Below are 23,695 nucleotides of genomic sequence, written 5' to 3'. Positions count from 1 at the left end.
AAGGGAAGATGTTTTCGCTTCTTCTGACATTTGCGGAAGTGGAAGAATGGAAAGCCGCTGGCCCTTATGCGCTTGACCGCTGCATTTTCTGTGAATTAGAGGAAAAAGGAATTTCGATCGTACATATGACTCCATATTTGCGGTCGGTATTTTCACAATCTTGGAAGTAATGAAAAAAGGGGAGAAACATAATGGCAGTAAAAAAATTTGAACACGTCGGCATTCAAGTAAAAGACATCGAAACATCGAAAAAGTTCGCTCGGCGTTCCGCTTGTATGGGAAGAGATTACGACGCTGCCAAACGTGGCGAAATATTTATTCTTCCTTGGACCGGATGGTGAATGGATCGAATTTTATGAACCGGCTAAGTAAAACGAAACCGCTCTGTTTTAGTTTCGAACAGAGCGGTTTTTCCATGGCGTTTCGGTGATATATGGGAATTTTCGAAACACCCATTTCAACACGTTCGGCACAACGATAATGACAAGAAGAAGACGTACAAATTGCAAGGAGCTGACAATTGCGGGATCTCCTCCGATCGACAACGCTTTCGGCGCCGCTACTGGGCGCTTGATGACCGTTTTCCAAACAAGCATTCCAGTAATGGCTCCGAGCATCCATGGAATTGGGGAATGGAGACGATAAAACAGCAAACCGGTCAGTCCTGCGACGATATATGTTTCTAACACTTTCATTGCTGTAGTCCTTTCCATTCTCTGTAAACCTATCACTATTGTAAAGAAAAATAAACGAAAAAGGAAGTAATGTGCTCATTGTGATATACTGAAAAGGAAAGGGGAGGGAGAAATGATGGAAGAACAAGTAAAACATGCCATTCAAGATGAATATCCAGAGGAATTTGCCTGGTGCTACGGATGCGGGCGGCTGAATGAGCACGGCCACCATTTCCGCACCGGATGGCAAGGGGAGAAAACGGTCACGATTTATACGCCACGTCCCGAGCATATCGCTATTCCTGGTTTTGTTTATGGCGGATTGATTGCGTCATTAATCGACTGCCACGGAACTGGTTCCGCCGCGCTGGCGCTGCATCGCAAAAACGGACACGAACCAGGAGATGGAGAAGTGCCACCGCGGTTTGTAACTGCTTCTTTGAACGTAGAGTTCTTGAAACCGACGCCGCATGGAGTTCCGTTAAAGGCAATCGGTACGGTCGAAGAAATTCATCCGAAAAAGTGGAAAGTAAAGACGGAAGTATTCGCCGATGGAGAACTTTGTGCGCGCGGTGAAGTCGTGGCCGTTGTGATGCCGAAGACGTTTGGGCAAAAATAGCGCGCCCATTGACAAACAAAAAGCAGGAGGCCATCCTGCTTTTTTATCGTTTTGGCATGATCATGACCGAAGAAACGGCGCTTGCCGCTTCTTTGCCGTTTTGCGTTAAGACAGCGGTCAGATAGGCAACAGTGCACCTGAATTTTTCCACCTTTGCTTCGACTTCCACTTCTCCGGCAACGGTCGGGGCGGTGGAATGTTGTATGCAGATTGATCGAGACAAATGTTTGGTCTTTATGAAGCAACGTCGTAATCGCATACGCCATCATAATATAGGCCGCCGCACTGACAAATCCCCCATGATGCCGCCGTTTCCGTTTAGCCAATGTCACCCGATCGCCCATTTTCCTTTCGCATATCTTTCGCCTGTTTCCACTAATTGAACGCCAAGCGACGTATCACAGGCTGGCGGTGCGCTTTTACAGCTATGGCTCCATGCAAGTTGACGTTTTTTGCCATAGCTACAACCCTTTTTTTGAAAATGATAAGATTCTATATTACCCTATTCGCGAATGAAAAGATTTCTTTTTTTATCGTTAAGGGGCTGCGCAATATTCATGAATAAAAAATTATGCGTTTTGATCCCATTTTCGTTGACCCGACACAGTGAAGCTCGTGGATTGCTTTGTATTTGTGATGGGAAAAAGAATGGCGCGGTTTGATTTCGGCAATGGCAAAACGAATGGTAATGATGATAAGTTCACTAGTTATTAGAAACAATCCTATTATTTTCGTATAAAGAACACTAAAAATAGGCGGCAAAACAAGAAGGAAATAAGGGAAGTGGGAGAGAAAGAGGAAGAAGGGACATCATTTACGAGACGGGGATAAGGATCAGATCCCGATATAGATGAATCAACGCGATGACTAATTCAGGACGTTGGTGTCGTGCAAAAGCATAAAGAAAGTAGGGAGGTTCTCGTTTTATGTACAAACAGCCGGACAAGGAGAGATGGACAGGGCGGATCGACAGCGAAAGCGATGAGAAAAGTTTTCGCGTCCATCAAAAAATTCGTCTGCTTGATATAGGACAAATACAGACGCAGGCAGAAAACGCCTTTGCTTTATTAGGATTCCAATGCGATGAAGGGGTCCGCCGCAATCAAGGGCGGCAAGGAGCGTATCACGCGCCGGTGGAAGTAAAAAGAGCGCTCGCGAACTTGCCGTGGCACCTGTCGTCTGACGCAACACTTTACGACGCGGGCGAAATTACTTGTGATGGGGAAGAACTAGAAAACAGCCAGAAGCATTTGGGACAGGCGGTAGAGCGCCTTATTCGCCATCGCATCACGCCGGTTGTCATCGGCGGCGGACATGAAACCGCGTACGGGCATTATCTCGGTGTTCGTCAGGCGGTCGGTTCGGAAACGAAGCTTGGCATTATTAACATTGACGCCCATTTTGATATGCGGCCATACGAAACAGGTCCGTCGTCGGGGACGATGTTTCGGCAAATATTAGATGAAGATGGAAACGTGGGATACTGCTGCCTCGGCATTCAGACACTAGGCAACACGGCGGCGTTATTTGAAACCGCAAAGCGATACGGCTGCACGTACATGCTTGAAGAAGAATTGACGTTGGCAACGCTAGAGCGCGCGTATAGAATCATTGGCGATTTTAGCAAAAACTATGACGTGCTGGTGCTGACGCTTTGCATGGATGTGTTGAGTGCAAGCGCGGCGCCGGGAGTGAGCGCGCCTTCGCCGTTCGGGCTTGATCCAAAAATCGTCCGCGCCCTGCTTCGTTATATTATTTCCAAGCCGCAAACGATCAGTTTCGATATTTGTGAAGTGAATCCGCTTGTCGATGAAAATCGAAAAACGATTGCATTAGCGGCCGCCTTCTGCATGGAAGCGCTCGTTCATTTCCACCGCCGCCAGCGGGCGGCGACAGGTCGGTGAAGCCCGATGAAACTATTGATCGCGGAGCGGGATGAAAACGAGAGCGCGGCGATCCGCTGGCTTGTTTCCGCCTATTCGCTGCCTATTCATCACGTTTATACCGCCAATACCGTCGAGCAGACAATGAGGATATTAGAGAAGGAAACACCAGAGCTGTTATATATTGAATTGGACATGGTTTCCCATGACGATTGGGAGGAAATGGCGAAATACGTGCGGATGTTTTGCCAAAAAACGATTGCTGTTACGGCCGAGGCAACGTTTGCCCGAGCGAAACAGGCGATTGAATGGCAATGTGTCGATTTGCTCGTCAAACCGCTCGAGCCAGCCAAGCTGAAGCAGTGCCTAAAAAAAGCGGTGTCTTCCTTCGTCCGTCAAGAATGCCTTCATCCGCTCCATTCCAACGATGCGGAACGCTATTCGTACCGTTCGCTCTTTTCCGAAGAGGTGGGAGCGGCAAATGTGGCGCTATTGCTCCTGCAAACAGAAAATCCAAATAAATGGCGGGACATTGTTTCCTTTTTAACGCAATATCCGTTTCGTTATCCGACTCGCGTGCTGCCACTGTCGAATATGGTCGTCTGTTTGCTTTCCGGTGTATCGGGCGATATGAAAGAAGAGGCATGGAAACTGCTGCGCGACTGGGAGGCGGAGTGCACGGAGCCTTTGGCAGTCGTCGCGCTGCCGCCTGATGGCGGTCAAACGGTGCGTGCGCAATATCAAACGGCGCGCCGCTTATTGGAAACGACATTTTTTATCGGGTACCGCCAGGTGATTGCCCCCGCTCCTGAATATGAACGATGGAAGGAACTCGACCCGTTTCTAACGCCGGAAGAGCAGCGGAAATGGATTGACATGCTGCACCGGTTTGACAAGCAGGCCATCAAAACGTGGATGCAGCGTGAATTTTTGCATATGCCGACGCCGTTTCCCAACCCGGAAATGGTGCGGACAAGGCTGACGAGCATATTGGCGCAAATCCGCCGCTTTATGAAAACGTATCACCTTGATCGTGGCGAGACGGAACGCGACTATATGCGCATTTTTCATGAGATTTTATACAATCGCGTCTTATACCGCATTGTGCAGGAAATGCTTCTTTTCCTCTATGGGCTTCTCGATCGCGCGAAAGAGGCGGAAGAGCAGGCGCGCGCCGATGTGATTGAAAAAGGGATTCGCTATATTGAAGAATATTTTCGCAATCCCGATTTAACGCTTGAAAAAGTGGCCGCGGCTGTCGGCAGAAGTCCAGCGTATTACAGCCATTTGTTAATGAAAAAATACGGTATCTCATTTCGTAAGCTGCTGACGCAAACGAGAATAAAAGAGGCAAAGCGCCTGCTTGCCCAGACGGAGCTGTCCATAAAAGAGATTGCCCATCAAACCGGCTTTCGCACCTCGCACTATTTTACTCGCGTATTTAAAGAAGAAACGAAGAAGACGCCAAGCGAATACCGCGATGAACAGCGCAAAGAACCGCAATGATCGAGCGGTTCTTTTTTATAAATCTAAAAAAATAAAAAAAATCTAAAGAAAATGATGCAAGATGGCCATTTCATTTCACCATTGGGGAAGAAATTCAAAAGTTTGTATACGATTTCAAAAATGGGGTGCATATATCAGAAACCGCTTTCATCTTATAATTCTTGATAAATAAAAAGAATAATGATTAAGTCGGACCATCGAGACGGCGAAAAACGTCTCTTATTCGACATTCATCCTAACGGCAAGCTGACAAGTTTTATTGGTTAAAAACAAAGGAAAAATGGAGGGGATCACGATGGCAACGAAACACCGGCCGGTGCAAACATACACCGGTTCTACTTTGCATGCGAAAGGCTGGATTCAAGAGGCCGCGTTACGAATGCTGAACAACAACTTACATCCAGAGGTGGCCGAGCGCCCGGAAGATTTGGTTGTCTACGGCGGCATCGGCAAAGCGGCGCGCAATTGGGAGTGCTACGGGGCGATTGTCGAAACGCTATTAAACTTAGAAAACGATGAAACGCTGCTCATTCAGTCGGGAAAGCCAGTCGCGGTATTTAAAACGCACACGGATGCGCCAAGGGTGTTAATCGCCAACTCGAATCTTGTGCCTGCTTGGGCGACGTGGGATCATTTCCACGAACTTGATAAAAAAGGATTAATCATGTATGGCCAAATGACGGCAGGAAGCTGGATTTACATTGGCAGCCAAGGCATCGTGCAAGGCACGTACGAAACGTTTGCCGAGGTGGCGCGCCAGCACTATGGCGGCACGCTAAAAGGAACAATTACGGTGACGGCAGGTCTTGGCGGCATGGGGGGAGCACAGCCGCTCGCCGTCACGTTAAACGGCGGCGTCTGCATTGCCGTCGAAGTGGACCCAGCCCGCATCCAGCGCCGCATTGACACGAAATATTTAGACACGATGACCGATCGTCTCGATGTGGCGATCCAGATGGCGAAAAGGGCGAAGGAAGCAGGAAAAGCGCTATCGATCGGCCTGCTTGGCAACGCGGCAGAAGTGCTACCGAAAATGATCGAAATCGGCTTTATTCCGGACGTGTTGACAGACCAGACGTCCGCCCACGATCCGCTTAACGGCTACATTCCGGCGGGCATGACGCTCGAGGAAGCGGCTGAGCTGCGCCAGCGCGATCCGAAGCAGTATATCCGCCGCGCCAAACAATCGATCGCCGAACATGTCAAAGCGATGCTCGCCATGCAGAAACAAGGCTCAGTGACATTCGATTACGGCAACAATATCCGCCAAGTCGCGAAAGATGAAGGAGTGGAAGAGGCGTTTAATTTTCCAGGTTTTGTTCCCGCCTACATCCGTCCGCTCTTTTGCGAAGGGAAAGGGCCGTTCCGCTGGGTGGCCCTGTCAGGGGATCCGGAAGACATCTACAAAACCGATGAAGTCATTTTGCGCGAATTCAGCGACAACCAGCATTTGTGCAACTGGATCCGCATGGCGCGGGAAAAAATCCAGTTTCAAGGGCTGCCGGCGCGCATCTGCTGGCTCGGCTACGGCGAACGGGCGAAATTTGGCAAAATCATTAACGACATGGTGGCGAAAGGCGAGCTGAAAGCGCCGATCGTCATCGGCCGCGATCATTTGGATTCCGGTTCTGTCGCCTCGCCAAACCGCGAAACGGAAGGAATGAAAGACGGCAGTGACGCGATCGCCGACTGGCCGATTTTAAACGCGCTTCTTAACGCGGTTGGCGGTGCAAGCTGGGTATCGGTGCACCATGGCGGCGGCGTCGGCATGGGCTATTCGATTCATGCGGGAATGGTCATTGTCGCCGATGGCACGAAAGAAGCGGAAAAACGGCTCGAGCGCGTCTTGACGACCGACCCGGGCCTTGGCGTTGTCCGCCACGCTGATGCTGGCTATGAACTCGCTATCAAAACGGCGAAAGAAAAAGGCATCCATATGCCGATGCTGAAATAAACGAAAGGAGGAAGGCGCATGCGCCCACTGTTTATCCGCAACGCCAGCCAGCTCGTGACGCTGGCCGGCAGCTCCACGGCCCCGCTTGTGAAGGAGAAAATGAACGAACTTCATATCATTGAAAATGGCAGCGTCTGGGTGGAAGACGGAAAAATTGCCGCTGTTGGAACGGACGAGGAGCTTTCGCAGCAATTTCAAGAGCGAATCGCGGAAGCGGAGATCGTCGATGCGACAGGGAAAACGGTGACACCGGGGCTTGTCGATCCGCACACGCATTTCGTATATGCGGGAAGCCGTGAAAGCGAATTCGCGATGCGTCTTAGCGGGGCGACATACATGGAAATAATGAACGCCGGCGGCGGTATTCACGCGACGACAAAAGCAACTCGGGAAGCATCGAAAGAAACATTGTATGAAGAAAGCAAGCGGCGGCTCGATCAGTTTTTGCTTCACGGCGTCACGACCGTGGAGGCGAAAAGCGGCTATGGCTTGAGTATTGAGCACGAAGTCAAACAGCTGACGGTGGCGAAACAGCTCGATGAAACCCATCCCGTCGATGTCGTGTCCACGTTTATGGGAGCGCATGCCGTGCCCGCCGAGTGGAAAGACAATCCTGACGGCTTTGTCCGCGTCATCGTTGAAGAGATGATTCCGAAAGTAAGCGAGCTCGGGCTTGCCGAATTCAATGATGTCTTTTGTGAACGCGGCGTGTTCACTCCAGAACAGGCAAGAGTCATTTTAGAGGCAGGAAAAGCGTACGGGCTGATGCCGAAAATTCACGCCGATGAAATCGAGCCGTACGGCGGCGCGGAGCTGGCCGCGGAAGTCGGGGCGATTTCCGCCGACCATCTCCTGCGCGCTTCGGACGAAGGCATTCGCCGCATGGCGGAAAAAGGAGTGATTGCGGTGCTGCTGCCGGGCACGGCGTTTTTCCTGATGACCAAGGCCGCCAATGCCCGCAAGATCATCGACGCCGGCGCAGCGGTCGCGCTTTCCACCGACTGCAATCCCGGCTCCTCGCCAACCGTATCGCTCCCGCTGATCATGAACCTCGGCTGCCTGCAGATGGGCATGACCCCTGCCGAAGCGCTGGCGGCCGTCACGATCAACGCCGCGCACGCGATCAACCGCGGCCACGAAATCGGAAGCATTGAAGTCGGGAAAAAAGCCGATTTGGTCCTTTTCGACGTCCCGAATTATATGCAGCTCATCTACCACTACGGCATGAACCATACCGATACAGTCGTGAAAAACGGCCGGGTGGTGGTGAAAAGCGGGAGGCTTTGTTACTAGGCGTTGGCAACTAAAAGCACGCGCTTCTAGCGCGTGCTTTTCCATCAGCATTTCCAAAGTGATTAGCCATTTGGATTGAGCGGACGATTTGGACGCCTATGACCGCCACGCCGATAGGGTACTGATAAAAAAAGCCTGTCCATCATCGTAACAGGTTCCATTTTTGAGGTGCAAAATAAAAAATGATATGAAAATGACGTGCTAACTGACATCCATTTTAGCACGTCAATTTTTTATTGTTGTATAATAGGGATTATTCTAATATTAGCAAAAAATCTTATGATAAAACTGTTATAATATTAGAAAAATAATAAACCGTTACAGTTATATTTAGAAGCGGACATTATATTAGGGGTGGGAGTATGTACGGAGTAATTGCTTTATTTGATGAAAAAACTGAAAACCAAATAAACAGTATTTGGAATGAATTATATGAAAGAGGTCTATCTTATTATTCAAAAGAAGTATTAAATAGAAGACCTCATATTACAATCGCAACTTATCAGGAACTTGAAAAAGAGCCGTTTATGAAGCTTATGGATGAATTTTTTCATGAAACAGACCAAATTCCTGTGACACTTAGCACATTAGGTACATTCTTACAATCGAGGACAATATTTCTTTCCCCTACACCGACAAAGGTTTTATTTGATTGGCATCGTAATTACCATGAGAAATTTAAGAGTTACAATGACAATCCTTCTTCATTGTATCTTCCAGAAAGATGGATTCCTCATTGCACAATTGCAAACCATTTAACAGAAGAACAATTCCATAGAACTTTCCGATATTGCGCAGACAATATTCAAACGATACATGCTCATATCCAAGAAGTGGCTCTAATTGAATTGGAATATAAAAATGAAAAATGCATTCGTACCTCGATTATTTTCTCTAAAAAGTTAAAAAACGAGACAATTAAACAATAATCAAAGCTCGCCAATGTGACGAGCTTTTTGTTGTTTTCCCTGACAATACTATTCAATTCGTATGGAATAATGGGAATTGCATTTTAAAACGGAACTCGTTACACTTATCGGGCAGGCTCTTTCCATTTTATTCCCTTATTGCGTTTCCCGCTGCTGTTTCAACAAATCGCGGATTTCCATCAACAGTTCCTCTTCCTTCGTTAAAGCCGGCGCCGTATCTTTGATTTCTTCTTCCTTTTTATTGTGCCAGTACAGCTTATTCAACACTTTGACAAAAACGAAGATTGAAAAGGAGATAATGAGAAAATCAACGACGGTTTGGATAAACATGCCATATTTCACCACGGCCTTGCCAAATTTCCACGACAGTCCGCTAAAATCAACACCGCCCAGCAACAAGCCAACAAGCGGCATCAGGATGTCATTGACGAGCGAAGAAACGATTTTGCCGAACGCGCCGCCGATAATGACCCCGACAGCCAAGTCCACGACATTTCCACGCATGGCAAATTCTTTAAATTCTTTCCACATAAAATCACCCTGTATTTGAATTTCACGTACAAAGAAAATATAACATATCAGTTTGATCAGATTCTAGTCATTTTGATTTAATAAAATAACAAATTAATTTGTATAGCATTATTGACCGTTGAAACTTACAAACAAAAGCCCTAGAAAATCCATCAAATTTATTGTATTATTAATTTATCAAAGTAAAGGGGGAAGATAAGTTGGATATTGTTGTGAAAAAACAAACGAATATACAAGTAAAACAAGAAACGAACGCCCCGAAAAATCCGACTTCGTTTATTATAGCCGTAGCGTTAGTCGCATTAATCGGTGGTGCTTTGTTTTTATATAGCCGCGTTTCTTGGCAACAAGCGCTTTTATATGTGTTAGGAGCTTTTGGTGGTTTCGTGTTATATCAAGCTCGTTTTGGCTTTACGACCGCTTGGCGCAAATTCATTTTGTATCGTGAAGGTGAAGGTATTCGCGCACAAATGATTATGATGTTAGTAGCAAGCATTTTCTTCATGCCGCTATTGTTGAAAGGGTCGATATTTGGTCATCCGGTTGCGGGAAACGTTCATGATGTCGGCATTTCTGTCATTGTCGGCGCGTTTATTTTCGGAATCGGCATGCAGCTTGGCGACGGATGTGCTTCAGGGACGCTTTACCATATCGGCGGCGGAGATACGAACGGAATTGTGACACTAATCGGTTTTATCGCCGGTTCTGTTATTGCGACGACTCATTTTGATTTTTGGATGAATACACCGCATTTTGCGCCAATTTCACTCATTCATCAACTTGGCGCTGTCGGAGGCTTTCTCCTTCAACTTGTGCTATTGGCGTTCGTTTATTACGTTGTGACCGTTATCGAAAAACGCCGTCACGGAAAGCTGATTTCAGCGAAAATAGAAAACAAAAACGGCTGGAAAGTGATTTATAAAGGTCCATGGTCGCTTCTTGTCGGCGCGCTTTTACTCGCCGTTATGAATGCTCTTGTATTAATGATCAACGGCAAACCGTGGGGCATTACCTCCGCGTTCGCTCTTTGGGGAGCGAAATTCGTGCAATTGTTTGGCGTCGATCCAACCGAGTGGGCATATTGGCAGGATCCAGCGAAATTAAAGGCGCTAAAAAGCCCGTTATATCAAGACACAACAACAGTAATGGATATTAGCTTGATGTTCGGCGCGCTATTAGCCGCGGCCTTTGCGGGACGATACGCAAAACCGATTCAATGGAAGCGCCCATCGCGCATGACGATCGGCGCCCTTATCGGCGGATTGATGATGGGTTACGGCACTCGTCTTGCGTTCGGCTGCAACATCGGCGCTTACTTCAGCGGCATCGCCTCTTTCAGCGTCCACGGCTGGATTTGGTTTGTCTTCGCCTTTCTCGGCAGCATCATCGGCGTCAAACTGCGTCCGTATTGTGCGTATAAAAACTGAAAAAGGACGGAAAAGAGAAAGCGCGAGGGCGCTTTCTCTTTTTTAAATCAGCTTTTGCGGTTTTCGATCTGTTTTCTAGATGAACGAAGAAAAATTACGTATTGCATGATTTGCAGTTAGAAAACGTATAGGGAGAGCATTGATGATCTTCTTGTGCTGTTTATCATCGAAAAAACTGGCTTCCTCCTCGGTAGTGTGCAAGGAGGAAGCCGGTTTCTTTTTGCCGATATCCCGTGGATGAGATTTTTTGCAGATTTTCTCTACTATGCATTAACTAGCGGTACTAATATTGACTCCATTATTCCTAGCGAGTCAACATTTTGTACAGCTTGCTGTTGTTTATGCAACGCATCGCACCTTGTTTAAATATATAGACTCCCATGACAAAAAAATTTCGTCACCATCGGAAGGATGAAAACAACCTTCTGTCGAATGGTCTCCTTGCAGCTGGGGTCATGAGGTCGTTGTATCTATGGTACGTAAAAGTCCGATATATAGACGGACCCCAGTAGTCTGGTGCACCACGGAATGTCGCTCCCTTGAGGGAAGCACGCAGGATAGAATGCTTGAACAAAGACTGCTGCACCAGCTGTTTTTGAGAACGAAGCAGGGAGGGAGACCGATGCGCGTCTTGTATGAACGCTGTTGCGGATTGGACGTGCATAAGCAATCGATTACGGCTTGCGCCCTTACCCCTGAAGGAAAAGAGATTCGCACGTTTGGTACGCTGACCGACGATCTCGAGGAGTTGGTGGATTGGCTGAAAGAAAAAAAGGTGACGCACGTTGCCATGGAGTCGACGGGCGTATATTGGAAGCCAGTGTATAATCTCCTCGAAGCAGAGCCGATCGAAGTGCTTGTCGTCAATGCCCAACACATCAAAGCGGTTCCCGGGCGAAAGACCGATGTCAAAGATGCCGAATGGATCGCGGACTTGCTTCGCCATGGATTGCTAAAAGGGAGTTACATCCCTCATCGGGCTCAGCGGGAGCTCCGGGAACTGGTCCGTTATCGGCGCAGTTTGATCGAGGAACGGGTACGGGAGCTCAACCGCATCCAAAAAGTGCTGGAAGGAGCCAATATCAAGCTTTCTTCGGTCGTATCCGACATCAACGGGATGTCGGCCCGGCTCATCATTCGCGCCCTTATCGAAGGAAAGGACGATCCGGCGGCCCTCGCCCAGCTCGCCAAAGGGCGGCTGAAACAAAAAACGGAAGAGCTCCGGCGCGCATTGAAAGGAGTGATGGGGCCGCATCAACGCATGATGCTGGCCGAGCAATGGCGTCATGTGGAGTATTTAGATGAAGCGATTGCCCGGTTGGATCGGGAAATCGAGGAACGAACGAGCCCTTTTCATGAAGCGCTGGAGCTCATCGATACGATCCCGGGAGTGGGGCGGCAAAGCGCGGAACAAATTGTAGCGGAAATCGGGACGGACATGAGCCGGTTCCCTACCGCCGCGCACTTGGCCTCATGGGCCGGAATGGCTCCCGGGAATCATGAGAGTGCAGGGAAACGGTTGTCAGGTCGAACGAGGAAAGGGAACAAGAAGCTGAGGTCGTGCCTCGTGGAATGCGCCCGTGCCGCCGCCCGAACGAAGAACACGTACCTATCGGCCAAGTATCATCGGATCGCCAAACGAAGAGGAGCGAATCGAGCGAGTGTCGCGGTCGGGAGAACGATTTTAGAAATGATCTATTATATCTTAACTCGAAAGGAACCGTATAGAGAGTTGGGAGCCGACTACTGGGATCGGCAGCGAGAAGCGCGCATCGTGCGTCAAACGGTGAAACGATTAGAGGGGTTAGGGTACGAAGTGAAACTGGAAAAAACGAGTGCATAGCACTTATTAACCATATATATACTGAAATACCTTCCTTTGGAATCCGATTCCGAAGGCTAGGTGGGGTCCGTTTTTTTGTCTTAAATGGTGTTTTCAGGATAGGAAATAGGAAAGGAGCAGGAGACAACCTATCTCTTTTAATAATACTCGAAATATGGTATAATTTTCAATAAAACCTTTCTTGTAATTAGGTTGTAAGTATGGATCGTTCCTAATTATAAGTGTTTTTTATTAGACAATGATTTTTCTGGATTACCTACTTGATAAATGGAAGTTTGATTAGGAAGTGATCGAATGTTGAAAGAAGTTCATTACAAAAATTGGAAAAGTTTTTCTAATGCAACATTATACATTGATCCGTTAACAGTTTTGATTGGAACGAATGCAAGCGGAAAATCGAATGCGTTGGACGGTATCGCTTTTTTGAGCCGAGTGGTACAAGGAAAAGAGCTACAGACGATTTTATCGGGAGATTCTGCTCTTCTTTTAGAAGCGAATATTCAAGCGATACGCGGTGGTGTTGAATGGGCTGCTAAGCATCCACATTCTTCTTTTACATTAGAAGCGGTCATCGAAGGCGATGAAGAAACAGACTATCATTATAGCATTGAAGTGAGTACAAAATCCGATGTGGAGCTTGTTTCAGAGTCATTAGTGAAAATAGACAGAAAAATGAACAAACGGACAAAATTATTCACTGCTACAGCAGAGGAAGACAGCCCAACGGTTGCTGCTTCAGTTTATAATGGAAGACGCCCAAAAAAGAAACCGTTCAAACGTTCTGTATCGGTTATTAGCCAATTAAAAAACCAAGAAACACATCCTGAAGTGGATGAAGCTATACAACTTGTTGTGCATACATTGGAAAATGTTTTTATATTAGATCCCGCTCCTGCTTTGATGCGTGATTATAAACCGTTTTCCAACCGCCTTGCGAGCAATGCCTCTAATGTAGCAGGAGTGCTGGCGGCATTGCCGAAAGAAGAAAAGAAACAAATGGAAAAATTGCTTTCAAAATACGTCTCCCGCCTTCCGGAAGGAGATGTCCAGCGAGTTTGGGCGGAGCCGGTCGGCCGTTTTAAAACAGATGCGATGCTGTACTGTGAAGAGCAATGGCCGGGAAGCGACAAAAAGTTGATTGTCGATGCGCGCGGCATGTCGGATGGCACGCTACGTTTTATCGGAATTTTGACGGCATTATTGACCCGTCCGAAAGGAAGTCTTATTGTGATCGAAGAAATTGATAATGGCCTACACCCTTCCCGTGCGGGAATTTTAATTGATATGTTAAATGAAATTGGCACCGATCGACAAATTGATATTTTAATGACAACACACAATCCAGCGTTACTCGATGAGTTAGGGCCAGAAATGATCCCGTTTATTATTGTTGCTCATCGTTCGATGGAGGACGGGGCAAGTGAATTGACACCATTAGAAGATATTCAATCGTTGCCGAAGCTTCTTGCAGGTGGATCGATTGGCAAGCTAGTAGCAGAAGGAGAAATCGAAGAAACGCTGTCGTGGCAAGGAAGTGAGGAGCGGTGAAGCGAAAAATCCTTGTCATTGATACGTCGATTTTATGCTGCTGGTTGCAAGTTCCCGGCAAAGAAACATGCGGCGCGCAAGGGAACATTTGGGACTACAGGCGTGTGAACGAGCTTTTGACGGAAGAAGAGAAACGTGGGGCAACGTTTGTCCTTCCGCTGGCAACGATCATTGAAACAGGCAACCATATTGCCCAAGCAGCAAAAGAACGATATGAATGCGCGAAAAAGCTTGTTCACATTATACAAAAGGCGTTAGACAAAGAGTCTCCTTGGGCGCAATTTTCCGAGCAAGCAGAGTTATGGACAGCTGATGAATTGCATAAACTCATTTCCGAATGGCCAAAGCAAGCGTCTGAGCGTTTATCGATTGGGGATGCAACGATTAAAACAGTCGCTGAATACTACGCAAGAGTGAATGGATGGGAAGTCGAAATTCTTACCGGCGACGAAGGGCTAAAAGCATATGAACCAGCAAAACCAACAAGAGTGCCAAGGAGACGAAGATCATAAAAAGAAAAATCCTGTTTTCCTCTATCGATTCCTTCCGTTGTCATTTCGCCTAAATAAAATATGAACATTTTCACAAATCACCCTCAGTGCAAGCCTGCGTTCACAAATAGACTTTATTATTAAGGCAGATACATATTGATGGACAACGAGGGAGGGAAAAGCAAATTTTTTTGTTATTCGATTATTAAACAGAAAAGGGAAGCGATTACGTCCACCATCCCATGCATGTTGTTGTGCTGCAGAGGTGGTGTTTTTTATGGATGTATCCAATAGGCTTTTTGCATCACTCTTTTTTAAGAATTATTAGACGTTTCGTCGTTATTTTTGTAAAATATAAGGTAAAAATTACTAGTTTATCATAATAGCAGAAACAGCTTTTAAAGGAGCATTCCAAATGGCGATGCGCGATCTTTATAGTTTCAGATTAATTTTCCGACATAACTATCTGTCCAATGCGTGGGAACACTTTTTCTGGAAATTGAGTGAGATGCTCCAAGAACGAAACAATCGATTCCCGCAACTCTTTTCGATTGGCATGAAACCGATTGGCAATCACGCTCTCTTTCAGCCATCCCCAAATCCGTTCGACCAAATTTAAATTCGGTGAATACGGAGGTAAGAATATCAAAGTCAACCGTTCTTCGTGCTCATGTAGAAAAGGCTGAAGAATTTTGGCGCGATGAATTCTTGCGTTATCCAAGACCATCACGGCATGTTTGTCCGGATACTGGTCCAAGGTGTATTGGAGAAATTGCAGAAAAGCCTGTGCATTGCATGGATTGGTTTCCATACAGTGAAATTCCCCCGTTTTGATATTCACACCGCCTAATAAGCTGACTGTTGCGTGATGTCCATACGCAGGGATTTGTTTTTGGCGCCCTTTCACACTCCATGTGGCCCGTAGAGTTTGGTAATCCCGAATATGGCTTTCATCTTCATAGATGATGACCATGTTGTCGGACAAGTTTTTTTTATGAGTTCCATCTCCTGTTGAAACTCTTTTTGTTTTTGTGGATTGGCCCGTTTGAGGGTATACGCAGGGCGTGTATAGCGAAATTCCCATCGATGAAGCATATCATACCGCCACGGGACATGGTGACAGAAAATTTCTCTTCTAACACATGTTGAATAATCCGGGTATTCCAGCCCGTTTCAATGCCGTATCCTTCATCGGCAGGAGTGCTTTCTTCCAGCATCTTTCTTCATTCGCGTTCTTCGTCCGGAGACAGATACGGCTTTCTGCCCGGGGGCGTATCGATGTTCTAATAACGCCTCCATCCCACCTTGATTAAACTTTTGCACGTAAATCGAAACGGTCTCACGGTGGAGATTCAAGAGCTCAGCGGCTTGGATCCCCAAATAGCCTTGCATAATCAGACGAATGACTGCAATTCGTTTTGCCATGTTTGCTTTTTTCATGGCTCTTTCCTGTTCCTGAAGACGTTCGATCGTCCAACCGTGATCGTTCGTAATTTGTAATCCTTTTTTCTTCATTGATTAATCCGCTCCTTTTTTACTCGTTTAGGAGCAGTATAGACAAGAATACAGGTTGATTAAAAGTGTCGGAATTTCAAACCGAATTTATATAGTCTTACAAGGGACAAATAATACTCTATGACCAATGCAAGTCTCTCCATTGTCCATTACAAGCGTTTTGCCACTCATGGGTGAAACATGCAGTTAGTGGACAAATGATTTTGCAAAAAGTCTTTATTTCGCTTCTTCCGACAATATTTATCTGATACCTGTTGATCTCCATCCATCTTGCAGAGACTCCACTAATGCTGAGAAGACTTCTGGGTTTAACTTCTCCTTGCTAACGCAAGTTCCGTTGTTCCAATGGAATCTTTTTCTAGTAGTGTTTGCAGAACATTCCATAAGTTTTGGTTCATAATATCTACCTCCAACCAATATTTTTATCAAAATTTTACACTATATTACAATTTATGTCATTGTTTTCTGAAAAAATAGGTATTTTCCGCAATCAAATTTGCGGTAAATACGGATGTTTTTTCTTGTTCATTTTGATACAGTAAGGGTGAGTCGGCCGGCCGTTCATTTTAAAGTTTAGGGGGAGTGATGAAATTGAATAAAAATCTAAAAGAGAAGGTGTATCTGTGATTTTCTATTCTATCAAAAATCAATTAAAAGCACATCCCATTACCACTTTTTTTATTGTGTTAGGTTTGTCGTTGTCGGTGTTGATGATTTCAGTAGGAATTTCCAGTATTAACTATTCTCAGCTTCTTGAGCAAGAACAGGCGCGTTACCAACCGCGGCATGCCGTAAGCGTAGACATTACCTTTGCCAAAGAACCGAATTGGCAGCATATCTTGGAACTATTTGAAAGTATCGATCCACAAACAGGGGTTATTTTGGAAGATGTCACATTGCCCCATCGTGATGCTATGATGGCGGTTACGCCGGAATATTGGACAAAAGAAGTGGTAGAACGTTTTCCTTTAATGCAAGGGCGGTATTTTACGATCAAAGAGGTAAGAAGAGGAGAAAAAGTAGCGCTTGTTGGGAAAGAAAGAATGGAAGATGTTATTATCGAAGGTAGCGAGCAATATCTCATGGCAGGGCGTGACAAATACAAAGTAATTGGAATCATTGGTGTTAAAGGAAAAAAGACAAGGGCGATTGATTATCAAGTGGTTATTCCAATGACGTCTCTTCCTGCTGATACAATTAATAAATTAACAAGTACGAAACAGCTACATTTGACCATTCATAACCCGGTTAAGGATACGTATCCGGATGAAAAAATTATTCGAAACAATATGGAACAGTTGTTTCCTGAAGCACAAATGGACGTTTCGCCTTACATGAGTAATACAATGTTCCATGTTGAGCTAAGTGAACGACTCTCGTTGATGGTAATGATTTATTTGTTAGCCATTGTGAATGCCATTAATCTTACTTCTTATTGGATTCAAGAAAGAACGTATGAAATTGGTATCAAAAAGGCGTTTGGTTATAGTAATTATGATATTGTTTCCATGCTTTTCTGGGAGATGTGTTTGATTTCCAGTACATCCGTTATTATTGGATATACGATACAGCTGGTATTCAACCGTGTTATTGAACAATGGATTGATTATCCTATCGATATTTCCATTACCCATCTATCTACAGCGGTTCTATTTGTTGTGCTTTCAGCCGTGCTAACTATTATTATTCCGGCGATAAAAGCGATTAAAATACAACCTGTTGATGTGATGAATAGAAGATAAAGGCGGTAGAACGATGAAATATGCGAGGATTGCTTTTTCATCCATTGTAAAAAGAAAACTATCAATCTTGTTGATGGCACTCCAGCTTGTCGTCTCATTTTGGATGATTAACCATGCGTTAATTACCATAGATACGCTCAACTATCAAGAAAAACAGCTTTTTTCCATCTCTAAGATGGATGAGTATAAGACAGTGAAGTTGACGATGCCGGATGGGGATGATACTCAGTGGTTTGCGGAGCGGTTTCGGCAATTAGAAACATACATAAAAAGTTTACCAGAAATCCAAGGATACGGATCATTTAACACAACTAGCATCGTACCTCAAGATTTTCCCAAATGGCAAAAATATCAACAGCGGAATAAGCAATTGTATGCGGGGACAAGAAGAGAAGATGATATTGAGAGTTCAGGCATTATTTATTTCGATTATGATATATATCGCCTGTTCACAAAGTTTGTCGTTATAAAGGGAAGAATGTTAGAAGAAGCAGATTTCCAAAAAGAAAACAACGATGTGATCCCTGTTTTAGTGGGATACGATTATCGTGATGTTTTTCGCATCGGGGACCGTTTTAAAGCTGAAGCCGGTGCAGGAGAAAAAACCATTAAAGTGACGTATGAAGTAGTCGGGATACTTGAAAAGGGAAGTAGATGGCTGTCAGGAAATGACTATTTTGTCAGTCCCGCTGACAACTTGGATCATTTTTTTGTCGCTCCTTTTTTTCCAGAGCAAAGAGAGGGCCGACCGATCAGTGTTGCCGTGCGATTACATAATACGTTCATCCAGCTTCATTCTGAAAAACAATTTAAGGACGTTAAAGCAGCTATTATGAAAAAGGGGAAAGAATTAGGGATTTCTCCTGTTTTGCAAACTGTTCGAAAAGATGTTGATGCTTATCAAGAGAATACCCGTAAAAGCAATCATTATGCTTTAGCTATCGGAACATTTTTTCTCGTAGTGACCTTGATCGGTGTGATTTCTGTAACAATTTCATCGATTCGTGCACGAAAATATGAATTCGGTGTGATGATGGTGACAGGGGCGAGCAAACGAGATATTTCGTTCATGCTGATCATGGAACTGTTTTTCCTTATAGGAATTTCCGCCGTCATCGGTGTCATCGTCAGCTATCTGACCGAAGTCAATAATGATTTTTTAGGCTATAACATCCGGTTAGAGGCCTTTACATGGTGGTTGTATGGGAAAGTAGCGATCATCGCTATATTCATTATACTATTTTCAGCCATTATTCCATTATGGAACATTAAAAAGTTGGAATTACGGGAGTTGGTGGAAGGGAGAGAGTAACGATGGCTCTCATTGAGTTGGAGAAGATTTCGAAAAAGTACGGGAAAGATGAGTACACAACCGTTGCGTTAAAAGGCATTGATCTAAAGGTGCATAATGGTGAATTCGTTTCTATTATGGGTCCTTCCGGATCAGGAAAATCTACGTTATTAAATATTATTGGCTGTATGGATGTGCCAACGGAAGGCATTTATCGTCTTAATGGGATTAATGTAACAACATTGCGTGATAAAGAACTCAGCCAAATTCGAAACAGAACGATCAGTTTTGTCTTTCAGCATTTTGCTCTCATGCATAACTTCACCGTTTTTGAGAATGTCGCTCTTCCGCTGTTTAAGCGGGATATAAGTAAAAAGGAGATAAAAGAAAAAGTGGATTATTATTTAGAGAAACTTGGTATTGCCGATTTAAGAAAAAAGAATGTCTCGAAGTTGTCAGGAGGGCAAAAGCAGCGAGTGGCCATTGCACGCGCAATGGCGGCAGAAACCGATATCGTGCTTGCAGATGAACCAACAGGTGCATTGGATCAAGAAAACGGAGCGAGGCTGATGGAACTTCTTTGCCAAATGAACGAAGAAGGGAAATGCATTATTGTCATCACACATGATGAAAAAGTTGCTTCTTATACGAAACGAATCGTTCGAATTGTCGATGGACAAATCCAATCAGACACGAAGGGGGAAAGACAATGAATAAAAAAGGAATTTGGTCTGTCATTGCGGTCATTATGACAGCGATTATACTTAGTGGATGGTATTATGCTTTTTACAATAAGCAAAATTTTGAATCATCAGCCGAGGGAACATTTCTCCCAGAGGAGTACGAACCACAATACCATGTGTTTGAAGCGACCATTAATGTCAACAAAAACAAATTTGATCAACTGCTCATCGAACATCGTATTGACTTGCGGGAAGGAAGCTTGAAGTATGCATTATATAACCCTAACGGCAAACTGGTTGAAAAAGGGGAAGTGAAGGCGGGGACTCCTTTTGCTAAAACGCTGAAGGTGAAACCTATCAAAGGAGAATGGATGGCAAAATACTATATCAATAAAGAAACGGATGGACACTATCTTTTAAGAATGAAAAGTAGCTAGACTGCTTTTGCAATGCATTAAGAGCATGTTCACGAGAACATCCGCCGGAAGCCCACTGCTTTAGCTGTGGAGGAAGGCGGGGTTTATATTTTTAGTATATATTGAATTTTTCGTTCAATATAAGTACACTGGATTTAGAAAGGTAGGTGAATCAAGAATGCTCTGCACTCTCAAGATTAAATTAATGCCAACTCTTGAACAGTTTCATGCGCTGCTGGAAACAATGAAACGGTTTAACCAAGCATGCAACTATATTAGCGAGATTGCTTTTCGCTCCAGAACCTTTTCCAAAACGAAAATCCAGCGGCTTTGCTACTATGACGTCAGGGAAAAATTTGGCCTCTCTGCCCAAATGACCGTTCGTGCCATCGGCAAAGTGTCGGAAAGCTATCGTTTGGATAAAAAAACCTTGCATAACTTTAAAGAAACCGGTGCCATCGTGTATGGCGTTCCAAGAAGGAAAAACTATTTGCCCGTGATGTGAACCACTGCATTAGCAAGAAGATTGTTGAAAAGGCAAAGGCACTCGGATGCGGCATTGCCCTTGAAGATTTAAAGGGCATCCGCCAACGCACCGAGAAAACGGTTAAAAAGCAACAGCGTCGTCAACACTCTTCTTGGTCTTTTTATCATGAGTATAAAGCGGCGATCGCTGGCGTGCCGGTGGTATTGGTTCATCCCAAAAATACTTCCCGCACCTGTCCGGTTTGCGGACATGTGGCCAAAGAAAACAGACCGTCAAGGGATCAGTTTTGTTGTCGAGCTTGTGGGTACGCTGCCCCTGCCGACAACGTGGCTGCGGAAAACATCCGCAGGGCTGCTGTCAACCAGCCGAACGCGGCAGCCAATTAGGCTAGTTGCAAGCCCACGGCTTTAGCCGTTGGGTAGTTGACTTAGATGTGCTCCATGATTTGCAGTTAGAAATAGTATAGGGAGAGAACTGCCGATCGTCTTGTGCTGTTTATCATCGAAAAAACTGACTTCCTCCTCGGTAGTGTGCAAGGAGGAAGCCGGTTTCTTTTTACCGTCCATCCTTGTTTTCTGTAGAATGAGGGTTTACTGTTTTCCTGCGCAGCAAAGCAGGTGCGTGGAACTACTGTTCAACCTCTTTTTTGCGAATTTGCTTGTTTTAGAACCATGCTCGTTTTTGTCATAAGCCATTGTCGATGGTATTGGTACTAAAGTGTACTATGAAAAAACAAGCAAGGAGTTGAAATTATGGATATTCGCGCGATTTTGAAGCGTGTTTCCCATCGAGATATGATTGAGCTCGCGATGAGCCTAATTGCGCTTGACAAAAAAGCAAAGGAGCGAGCGCTCCAGTTTTTGGAGGAAAAAGGGTATCTCAATGATAAACAGTTAGCACAGAAATATTATCACGAGTACCGTGACAAATTTGCAGAAACGATAGACATTATTTCCAAGTTTAATATGTATGGCGGCGGTCCGCAAGAGGAGGAATATCGTGCGTATGAGAATATGGAACATGTTCTTTCATTGCTTGAAGACGGGAAACTGCCGGATGAATGCAGGGAAGAAATGATTCACGAATTGATGGAACAATACCTCGAGGGAAATTCAGGATTTGACGACGATATATGGGGCTGGATTGAACAAATCGCCTGTGAAGAAGCGCATTGGCACCTTATTTTATCGTACTTGGAGCGGTCAAACAGCAAATATGATCAATCGCTCATGCTAAAAATTTATCAGCACAAGCTTGGGGATGAAGATACATATGAACTAATGCGGATGCAGCAATTAACTTACGGAAGCGACTATTGGGATTATGTCCAATTTTTGCACCGCAAAGGAGAAGTGAAAAAAGCGCTCGATATCGCGGAACAAGGACTGGAAAAAGGGCAAGGAGCTTTAGATACATTATATGAATACGTATTTCGGCACTACGATCAAATAGGGGAAAAAGGAAAGGCGCTTCAACTATTAAAACGATATTTTCAACACCGTCCTTCTTATGAGTTGTATAAGAAAACCATCTCTTATGCAGAGAAAAGCGAAAAAGAAGCAGTGAGGAAAGAATTGTATTCATTTGTTAGCGATCCACGTTACTCCTCTATAAAAGCGGAAATTGACTATCAAGAAGGGAATAGCCAAGAACTCCTTCGCTATGTGACAAGAGACGCGTCTTATGCTGTGTACTCTCGCCGCATCGTCTATGAACGCTACTTACACGAGCGTCATCCGCTTGAGATGATTGCTTACTACAAGCAAAAAGCAGAAGCGTTTATTGCGCAAAAAAACCGCAAAGCGTACCGTCATGCGATGGAATATATAAAAGAAATCCGCCATGTTTATATAAATATTCTTAAGCAGCCAAAAGAATGGGAAACCTACTACCAGCGCGTCATCGTTCCGTACCAAAGCCGGCTGCCCGCGTTTTTGGATGAGTGGAAAAGAGGAGTAAGGAATGAGGCGTCTATTTAGCCTTAGCTTGTTTCATACTGTTTATCTTATCATAAGAAAAACTGGCTTCCTTATTGCTATCGCTGAAACGCGAGAAAGGAGCCAGTTTCTTTTTAAATGGCTTTTCGCGGCCGCTGGCTTTTTAGGCTTGCTCATTTTGCTTTGGATTGCGTAGGAAACGAAAAGAAGAAAATTAGAAGGTGAGTTGGTTTCTCCACTTTCCAATCAAACAATAAATGAAGGATAACACCATCCCGCGCATTTTGTTATGCTGCAGAAGGGAGATTTTTTTCTGTGCTAATGAAGTTTTGCGGGCTGTTTAATGACTCTTTTTATATTAAAATAGAATCACCCTGTTATCGCATAAAAATGTAAAGTATAATAAAGTTTGATAGAATACGGATGTTTTGTTTTTTACGAAAATATTTTAGGGAATATGTGTGAAGAGGTAATCATTATGGACATGCATAAAATTAAAGCAGAATGGGCAGCGTTAGAATCCCGATGGTATAAGTTGCTTTTTCTCGTCGGTTTACGAAACGAAGAAGGTCAATCGCTATCAAAAATGCTTAATGTTCCTTATTTGAACTTGAATCGTCACTTAAGCGAAAAACTGCAAAACATTCCTAAGGCGAGCTACCCTTTGCAAGTCGGAGAAATATTAAACAAGTGGATGGAAGAATATGAAGAAACCGCATTTTGTCTCGGGGATATGGAAATTTTATTCGATAAACAATTGCAACAACATCCGATAAGATTGTTAGAGAATTTAAGCAAACGTTTCAAACTAATCGTATGCTGGCCTGGGCAATATGATGGAAAATCATTAACATACGCCATACCTGCACATCCAGAATATTTTACCTGTAGCGATTTTGAAGGGATCGTCATCACTGTATAAAAGG

22 protein-coding genes and 3 pseudogenes are annotated in these 23,695 nt (G+C 44.8%); 19 read left to right on the top strand and 6 right to left on the bottom strand.

The window, feature by feature from the left end; translation table 11 throughout:
* Nucleotides 1–8: 8 nt before the first annotated feature.
* Nucleotides 9–170: a hypothetical protein gene (locus tag FNL97_RS10970; protein ID WP_286173364.1), complete on the top strand. Its 162-nt coding sequence runs from the start codon at nucleotides 9–11 to the stop codon at nucleotides 168–170.
* 70 nt (nucleotides 171–240) lie between these two features.
* A pseudogene (locus FNL97_RS10965) lies at nucleotides 241–372 on the top strand (VOC family protein); the annotation flags it as partial.
* Nucleotides 373–389: 17 nt separating this feature from the next.
* Here the strand turns inward: FNL97_RS10965 and FNL97_RS10960 are convergent.
* Nucleotides 390–713 (bottom strand): hypothetical protein, encoded by a 324-nt coding sequence (locus FNL97_RS10960; protein ID WP_286173362.1) that lies wholly within the window; start codon nucleotides 711–713, stop codon nucleotides 390–392.
* Nucleotides 714–810: 97 nt separating this feature from the next.
* Here FNL97_RS10960 and FNL97_RS10955 point away from each other — a divergent pair, with 97 nt between their 5' ends.
* Nucleotides 811–1,293 (top strand): PaaI family thioesterase, encoded by a 483-nt coding sequence (locus FNL97_RS10955; RefSeq protein ID WP_041269624.1) that lies wholly within the window; start codon nucleotides 811–813, stop codon nucleotides 1,291–1,293.
* Between the two features lie 43 nt (nucleotides 1,294–1,336).
* On the opposite strand, the pseudogene FNL97_RS10950 reads toward FNL97_RS10955, so the two are convergent.
* Nucleotides 1,337–1,752: pseudogene (locus FNL97_RS10950) on the bottom strand (hotdog domain-containing protein).
* A gap of 467 nt (nucleotides 1,753–2,219) precedes the next feature.
* Here FNL97_RS10950 and hutG point away from each other — a divergent pair.
* From hutG to FNL97_RS10925, 5 genes are all read left to right on the top strand, one after another.
* Complete coding sequence (hutG, locus tag FNL97_RS10945; protein ID WP_143415800.1) at nucleotides 2,220–3,197, top strand: formimidoylglutamase; 978 nt, start codon at nucleotides 2,220–2,222, stop codon at nucleotides 3,195–3,197.
* A 6-nt stretch (nucleotides 3,198–3,203) separates the two neighbouring features.
* Nucleotides 3,204–4,682, top strand: coding sequence for a helix-turn-helix domain-containing protein (locus tag FNL97_RS10940; protein WP_143415799.1), 1,479 nt, complete (start codon nucleotides 3,204–3,206; stop codon nucleotides 4,680–4,682).
* 295 nt (nucleotides 4,683–4,977) lie between these two features.
* Nucleotides 4,978–6,636 (top strand): urocanate hydratase, encoded by a 1,659-nt coding sequence (gene hutU, locus FNL97_RS10935; protein ID WP_143415798.1) that lies wholly within the window; start codon nucleotides 4,978–4,980, stop codon nucleotides 6,634–6,636.
* Nucleotides 6,637–6,654: 18 nt separating this feature from the next.
* Nucleotides 6,655–7,929, top strand: a complete 1,275-nt coding sequence (gene hutI, locus FNL97_RS10930; protein ID WP_143415797.1) for an imidazolonepropionase — start codon at nucleotides 6,655–6,657, stop codon at nucleotides 7,927–7,929.
* 362 nt (nucleotides 7,930–8,291) lie between these two features.
* Nucleotides 8,292–8,858 (top strand): 2'-5' RNA ligase family protein, encoded by a 567-nt coding sequence (locus FNL97_RS10925; protein WP_044742070.1) that lies wholly within the window; start codon nucleotides 8,292–8,294, stop codon nucleotides 8,856–8,858.
* 135 nt (nucleotides 8,859–8,993) lie between these two features.
* Here the strand turns inward: FNL97_RS10925 and mscL are convergent, their stop codons facing one another.
* Complete coding sequence (gene mscL, locus FNL97_RS10920) at nucleotides 8,994–9,389, bottom strand: large conductance mechanosensitive channel protein MscL (RefSeq protein WP_143415796.1); 396 nt, start codon at nucleotides 9,387–9,389, stop codon at nucleotides 8,994–8,996.
* Between the two features lie 200 nt (nucleotides 9,390–9,589).
* Here mscL and FNL97_RS10915 point away from each other — a divergent pair, with 200 nt between their 5' ends.
* From FNL97_RS10915 to FNL97_RS10900, 4 genes are all read left to right on the top strand, one after another.
* Nucleotides 9,590–10,816, top strand: a complete 1,227-nt coding sequence (locus FNL97_RS10915) for a YeeE/YedE family protein (protein ID WP_143415795.1) — start codon at nucleotides 9,590–9,592, stop codon at nucleotides 10,814–10,816.
* A gap of 622 nt (nucleotides 10,817–11,438) precedes the next feature.
* Nucleotides 11,439–12,659 (top strand): IS110 family RNA-guided transposase, encoded by a 1,221-nt coding sequence (locus tag FNL97_RS10910; RefSeq protein ID WP_143415794.1) that lies wholly within the window; start codon nucleotides 11,439–11,441, stop codon nucleotides 12,657–12,659.
* Between the two features lie 294 nt (nucleotides 12,660–12,953).
* A complete protein-coding gene (locus FNL97_RS10905; protein WP_015863610.1) occupies nucleotides 12,954–14,207 on the top strand; it encodes an AAA family ATPase in 1,254 nt (417 codons plus the stop codon).
* On the top strand, nucleotides 14,204–14,719 hold the full coding sequence (locus tag FNL97_RS10900; protein WP_143415793.1) for a hypothetical protein: 516 nt from the start codon (nucleotides 14,204–14,206) through the stop codon (nucleotides 14,717–14,719). Before FNL97_RS10905 ends, FNL97_RS10900 begins: the two co-directional genes overlap by 4 nt.
* 424 nt (nucleotides 14,720–15,143) lie before the next feature.
* On the opposite strand, the gene FNL97_RS18515 is transcribed toward FNL97_RS10900, so the two are convergent.
* The 3 genes from FNL97_RS18515 to FNL97_RS18505 form a co-directional block, all read right to left on the bottom strand.
* The gene (locus FNL97_RS18515; RefSeq protein ID WP_286173361.1) at nucleotides 15,144–15,671 is read right to left on the bottom strand and encodes an IS630 family transposase; all 528 of its coding nucleotides are present in this window, start codon (nucleotides 15,669–15,671) and stop codon (nucleotides 15,144–15,146) included.
* Nucleotides 15,602–15,793, bottom strand: coding sequence for a winged helix-turn-helix domain-containing protein (locus FNL97_RS18510; protein WP_286173360.1), 192 nt, complete (start codon nucleotides 15,791–15,793; stop codon nucleotides 15,602–15,604). The genes FNL97_RS18515 and FNL97_RS18510 overlap by 70 nt, the downstream gene beginning before the upstream one ends.
* A gap of 93 nt (nucleotides 15,794–15,886) precedes the next feature.
* Nucleotides 15,887–16,213: a helix-turn-helix domain-containing protein gene (locus tag FNL97_RS18505; protein WP_286173359.1), complete on the bottom strand. Its 327-nt coding sequence runs from the start codon at nucleotides 16,211–16,213 to the stop codon at nucleotides 15,887–15,889.
* A gap of 623 nt (nucleotides 16,214–16,836) precedes the next feature.
* Here FNL97_RS18505 and FNL97_RS10890 point away from each other — a divergent pair.
* The 7 genes and pseudogenes from FNL97_RS10890 (at nucleotide 16,837) to brxF (ending at nucleotide 23,691) form a co-directional block, all read left to right on the top strand.
* On the top strand, nucleotides 16,837–17,955 hold the full coding sequence (locus tag FNL97_RS10890) for an ABC transporter permease (RefSeq protein ID WP_143415792.1): 1,119 nt from the start codon (nucleotides 16,837–16,839) through the stop codon (nucleotides 17,953–17,955).
* A gap of 13 nt (nucleotides 17,956–17,968) precedes the next feature.
* Nucleotides 17,969–19,267 carry an ABC transporter permease gene (locus FNL97_RS10885; RefSeq protein ID WP_143415791.1) on the top strand — a complete coding sequence of 433 codons (1,299 nt, stop codon included), beginning with the start codon at nucleotides 17,969–17,971 and terminating at the stop codon, nucleotides 19,265–19,267.
* Between the two features lie 2 nt (nucleotides 19,268–19,269).
* A complete protein-coding gene (locus FNL97_RS10880) occupies nucleotides 19,270–19,959 on the top strand; it encodes an ABC transporter ATP-binding protein (protein ID WP_062679206.1) in 690 nt (229 codons plus the stop codon).
* Nucleotides 19,956–20,366, top strand: coding sequence for a hypothetical protein (locus FNL97_RS10875; protein WP_062679207.1), 411 nt, complete (start codon nucleotides 19,956–19,958; stop codon nucleotides 20,364–20,366). Before FNL97_RS10880 ends, FNL97_RS10875 begins: the two co-directional genes overlap by 4 nt.
* 157 nt (nucleotides 20,367–20,523) lie before the next feature.
* Nucleotides 20,524–21,218 (top strand): annotated as a pseudogene (locus tag FNL97_RS18730) (zinc ribbon domain-containing protein).
* Nucleotides 21,219–21,584: 366 nt separating this feature from the next.
* Nucleotides 21,585–22,811, top strand: a complete 1,227-nt coding sequence (locus FNL97_RS10865; RefSeq protein WP_143415790.1) for a hypothetical protein — start codon at nucleotides 21,585–21,587, stop codon at nucleotides 22,809–22,811.
* 436 nt (nucleotides 22,812–23,247) lie between these two features.
* Entirely contained in the window at nucleotides 23,248–23,691 is a 444-nt protein-coding gene (brxF, locus tag FNL97_RS10860; RefSeq protein ID WP_172713576.1) for a BREX-3 system P-loop-containing protein BrxF, read from the top strand.
* Nucleotides 23,692–23,695 lie beyond the last annotated feature (4 nt).

It is taken from the genome of Geobacillus sp. E263, assembly GCF_007197795.1.
Taxonomy (GTDB): domain Bacteria; phylum Bacillota; class Bacilli; order Bacillales; family Anoxybacillaceae; genus Parageobacillus_B; species Parageobacillus_B toebii.
This window is presented reverse-complemented; position numbering and strand designations above follow the sequence as displayed.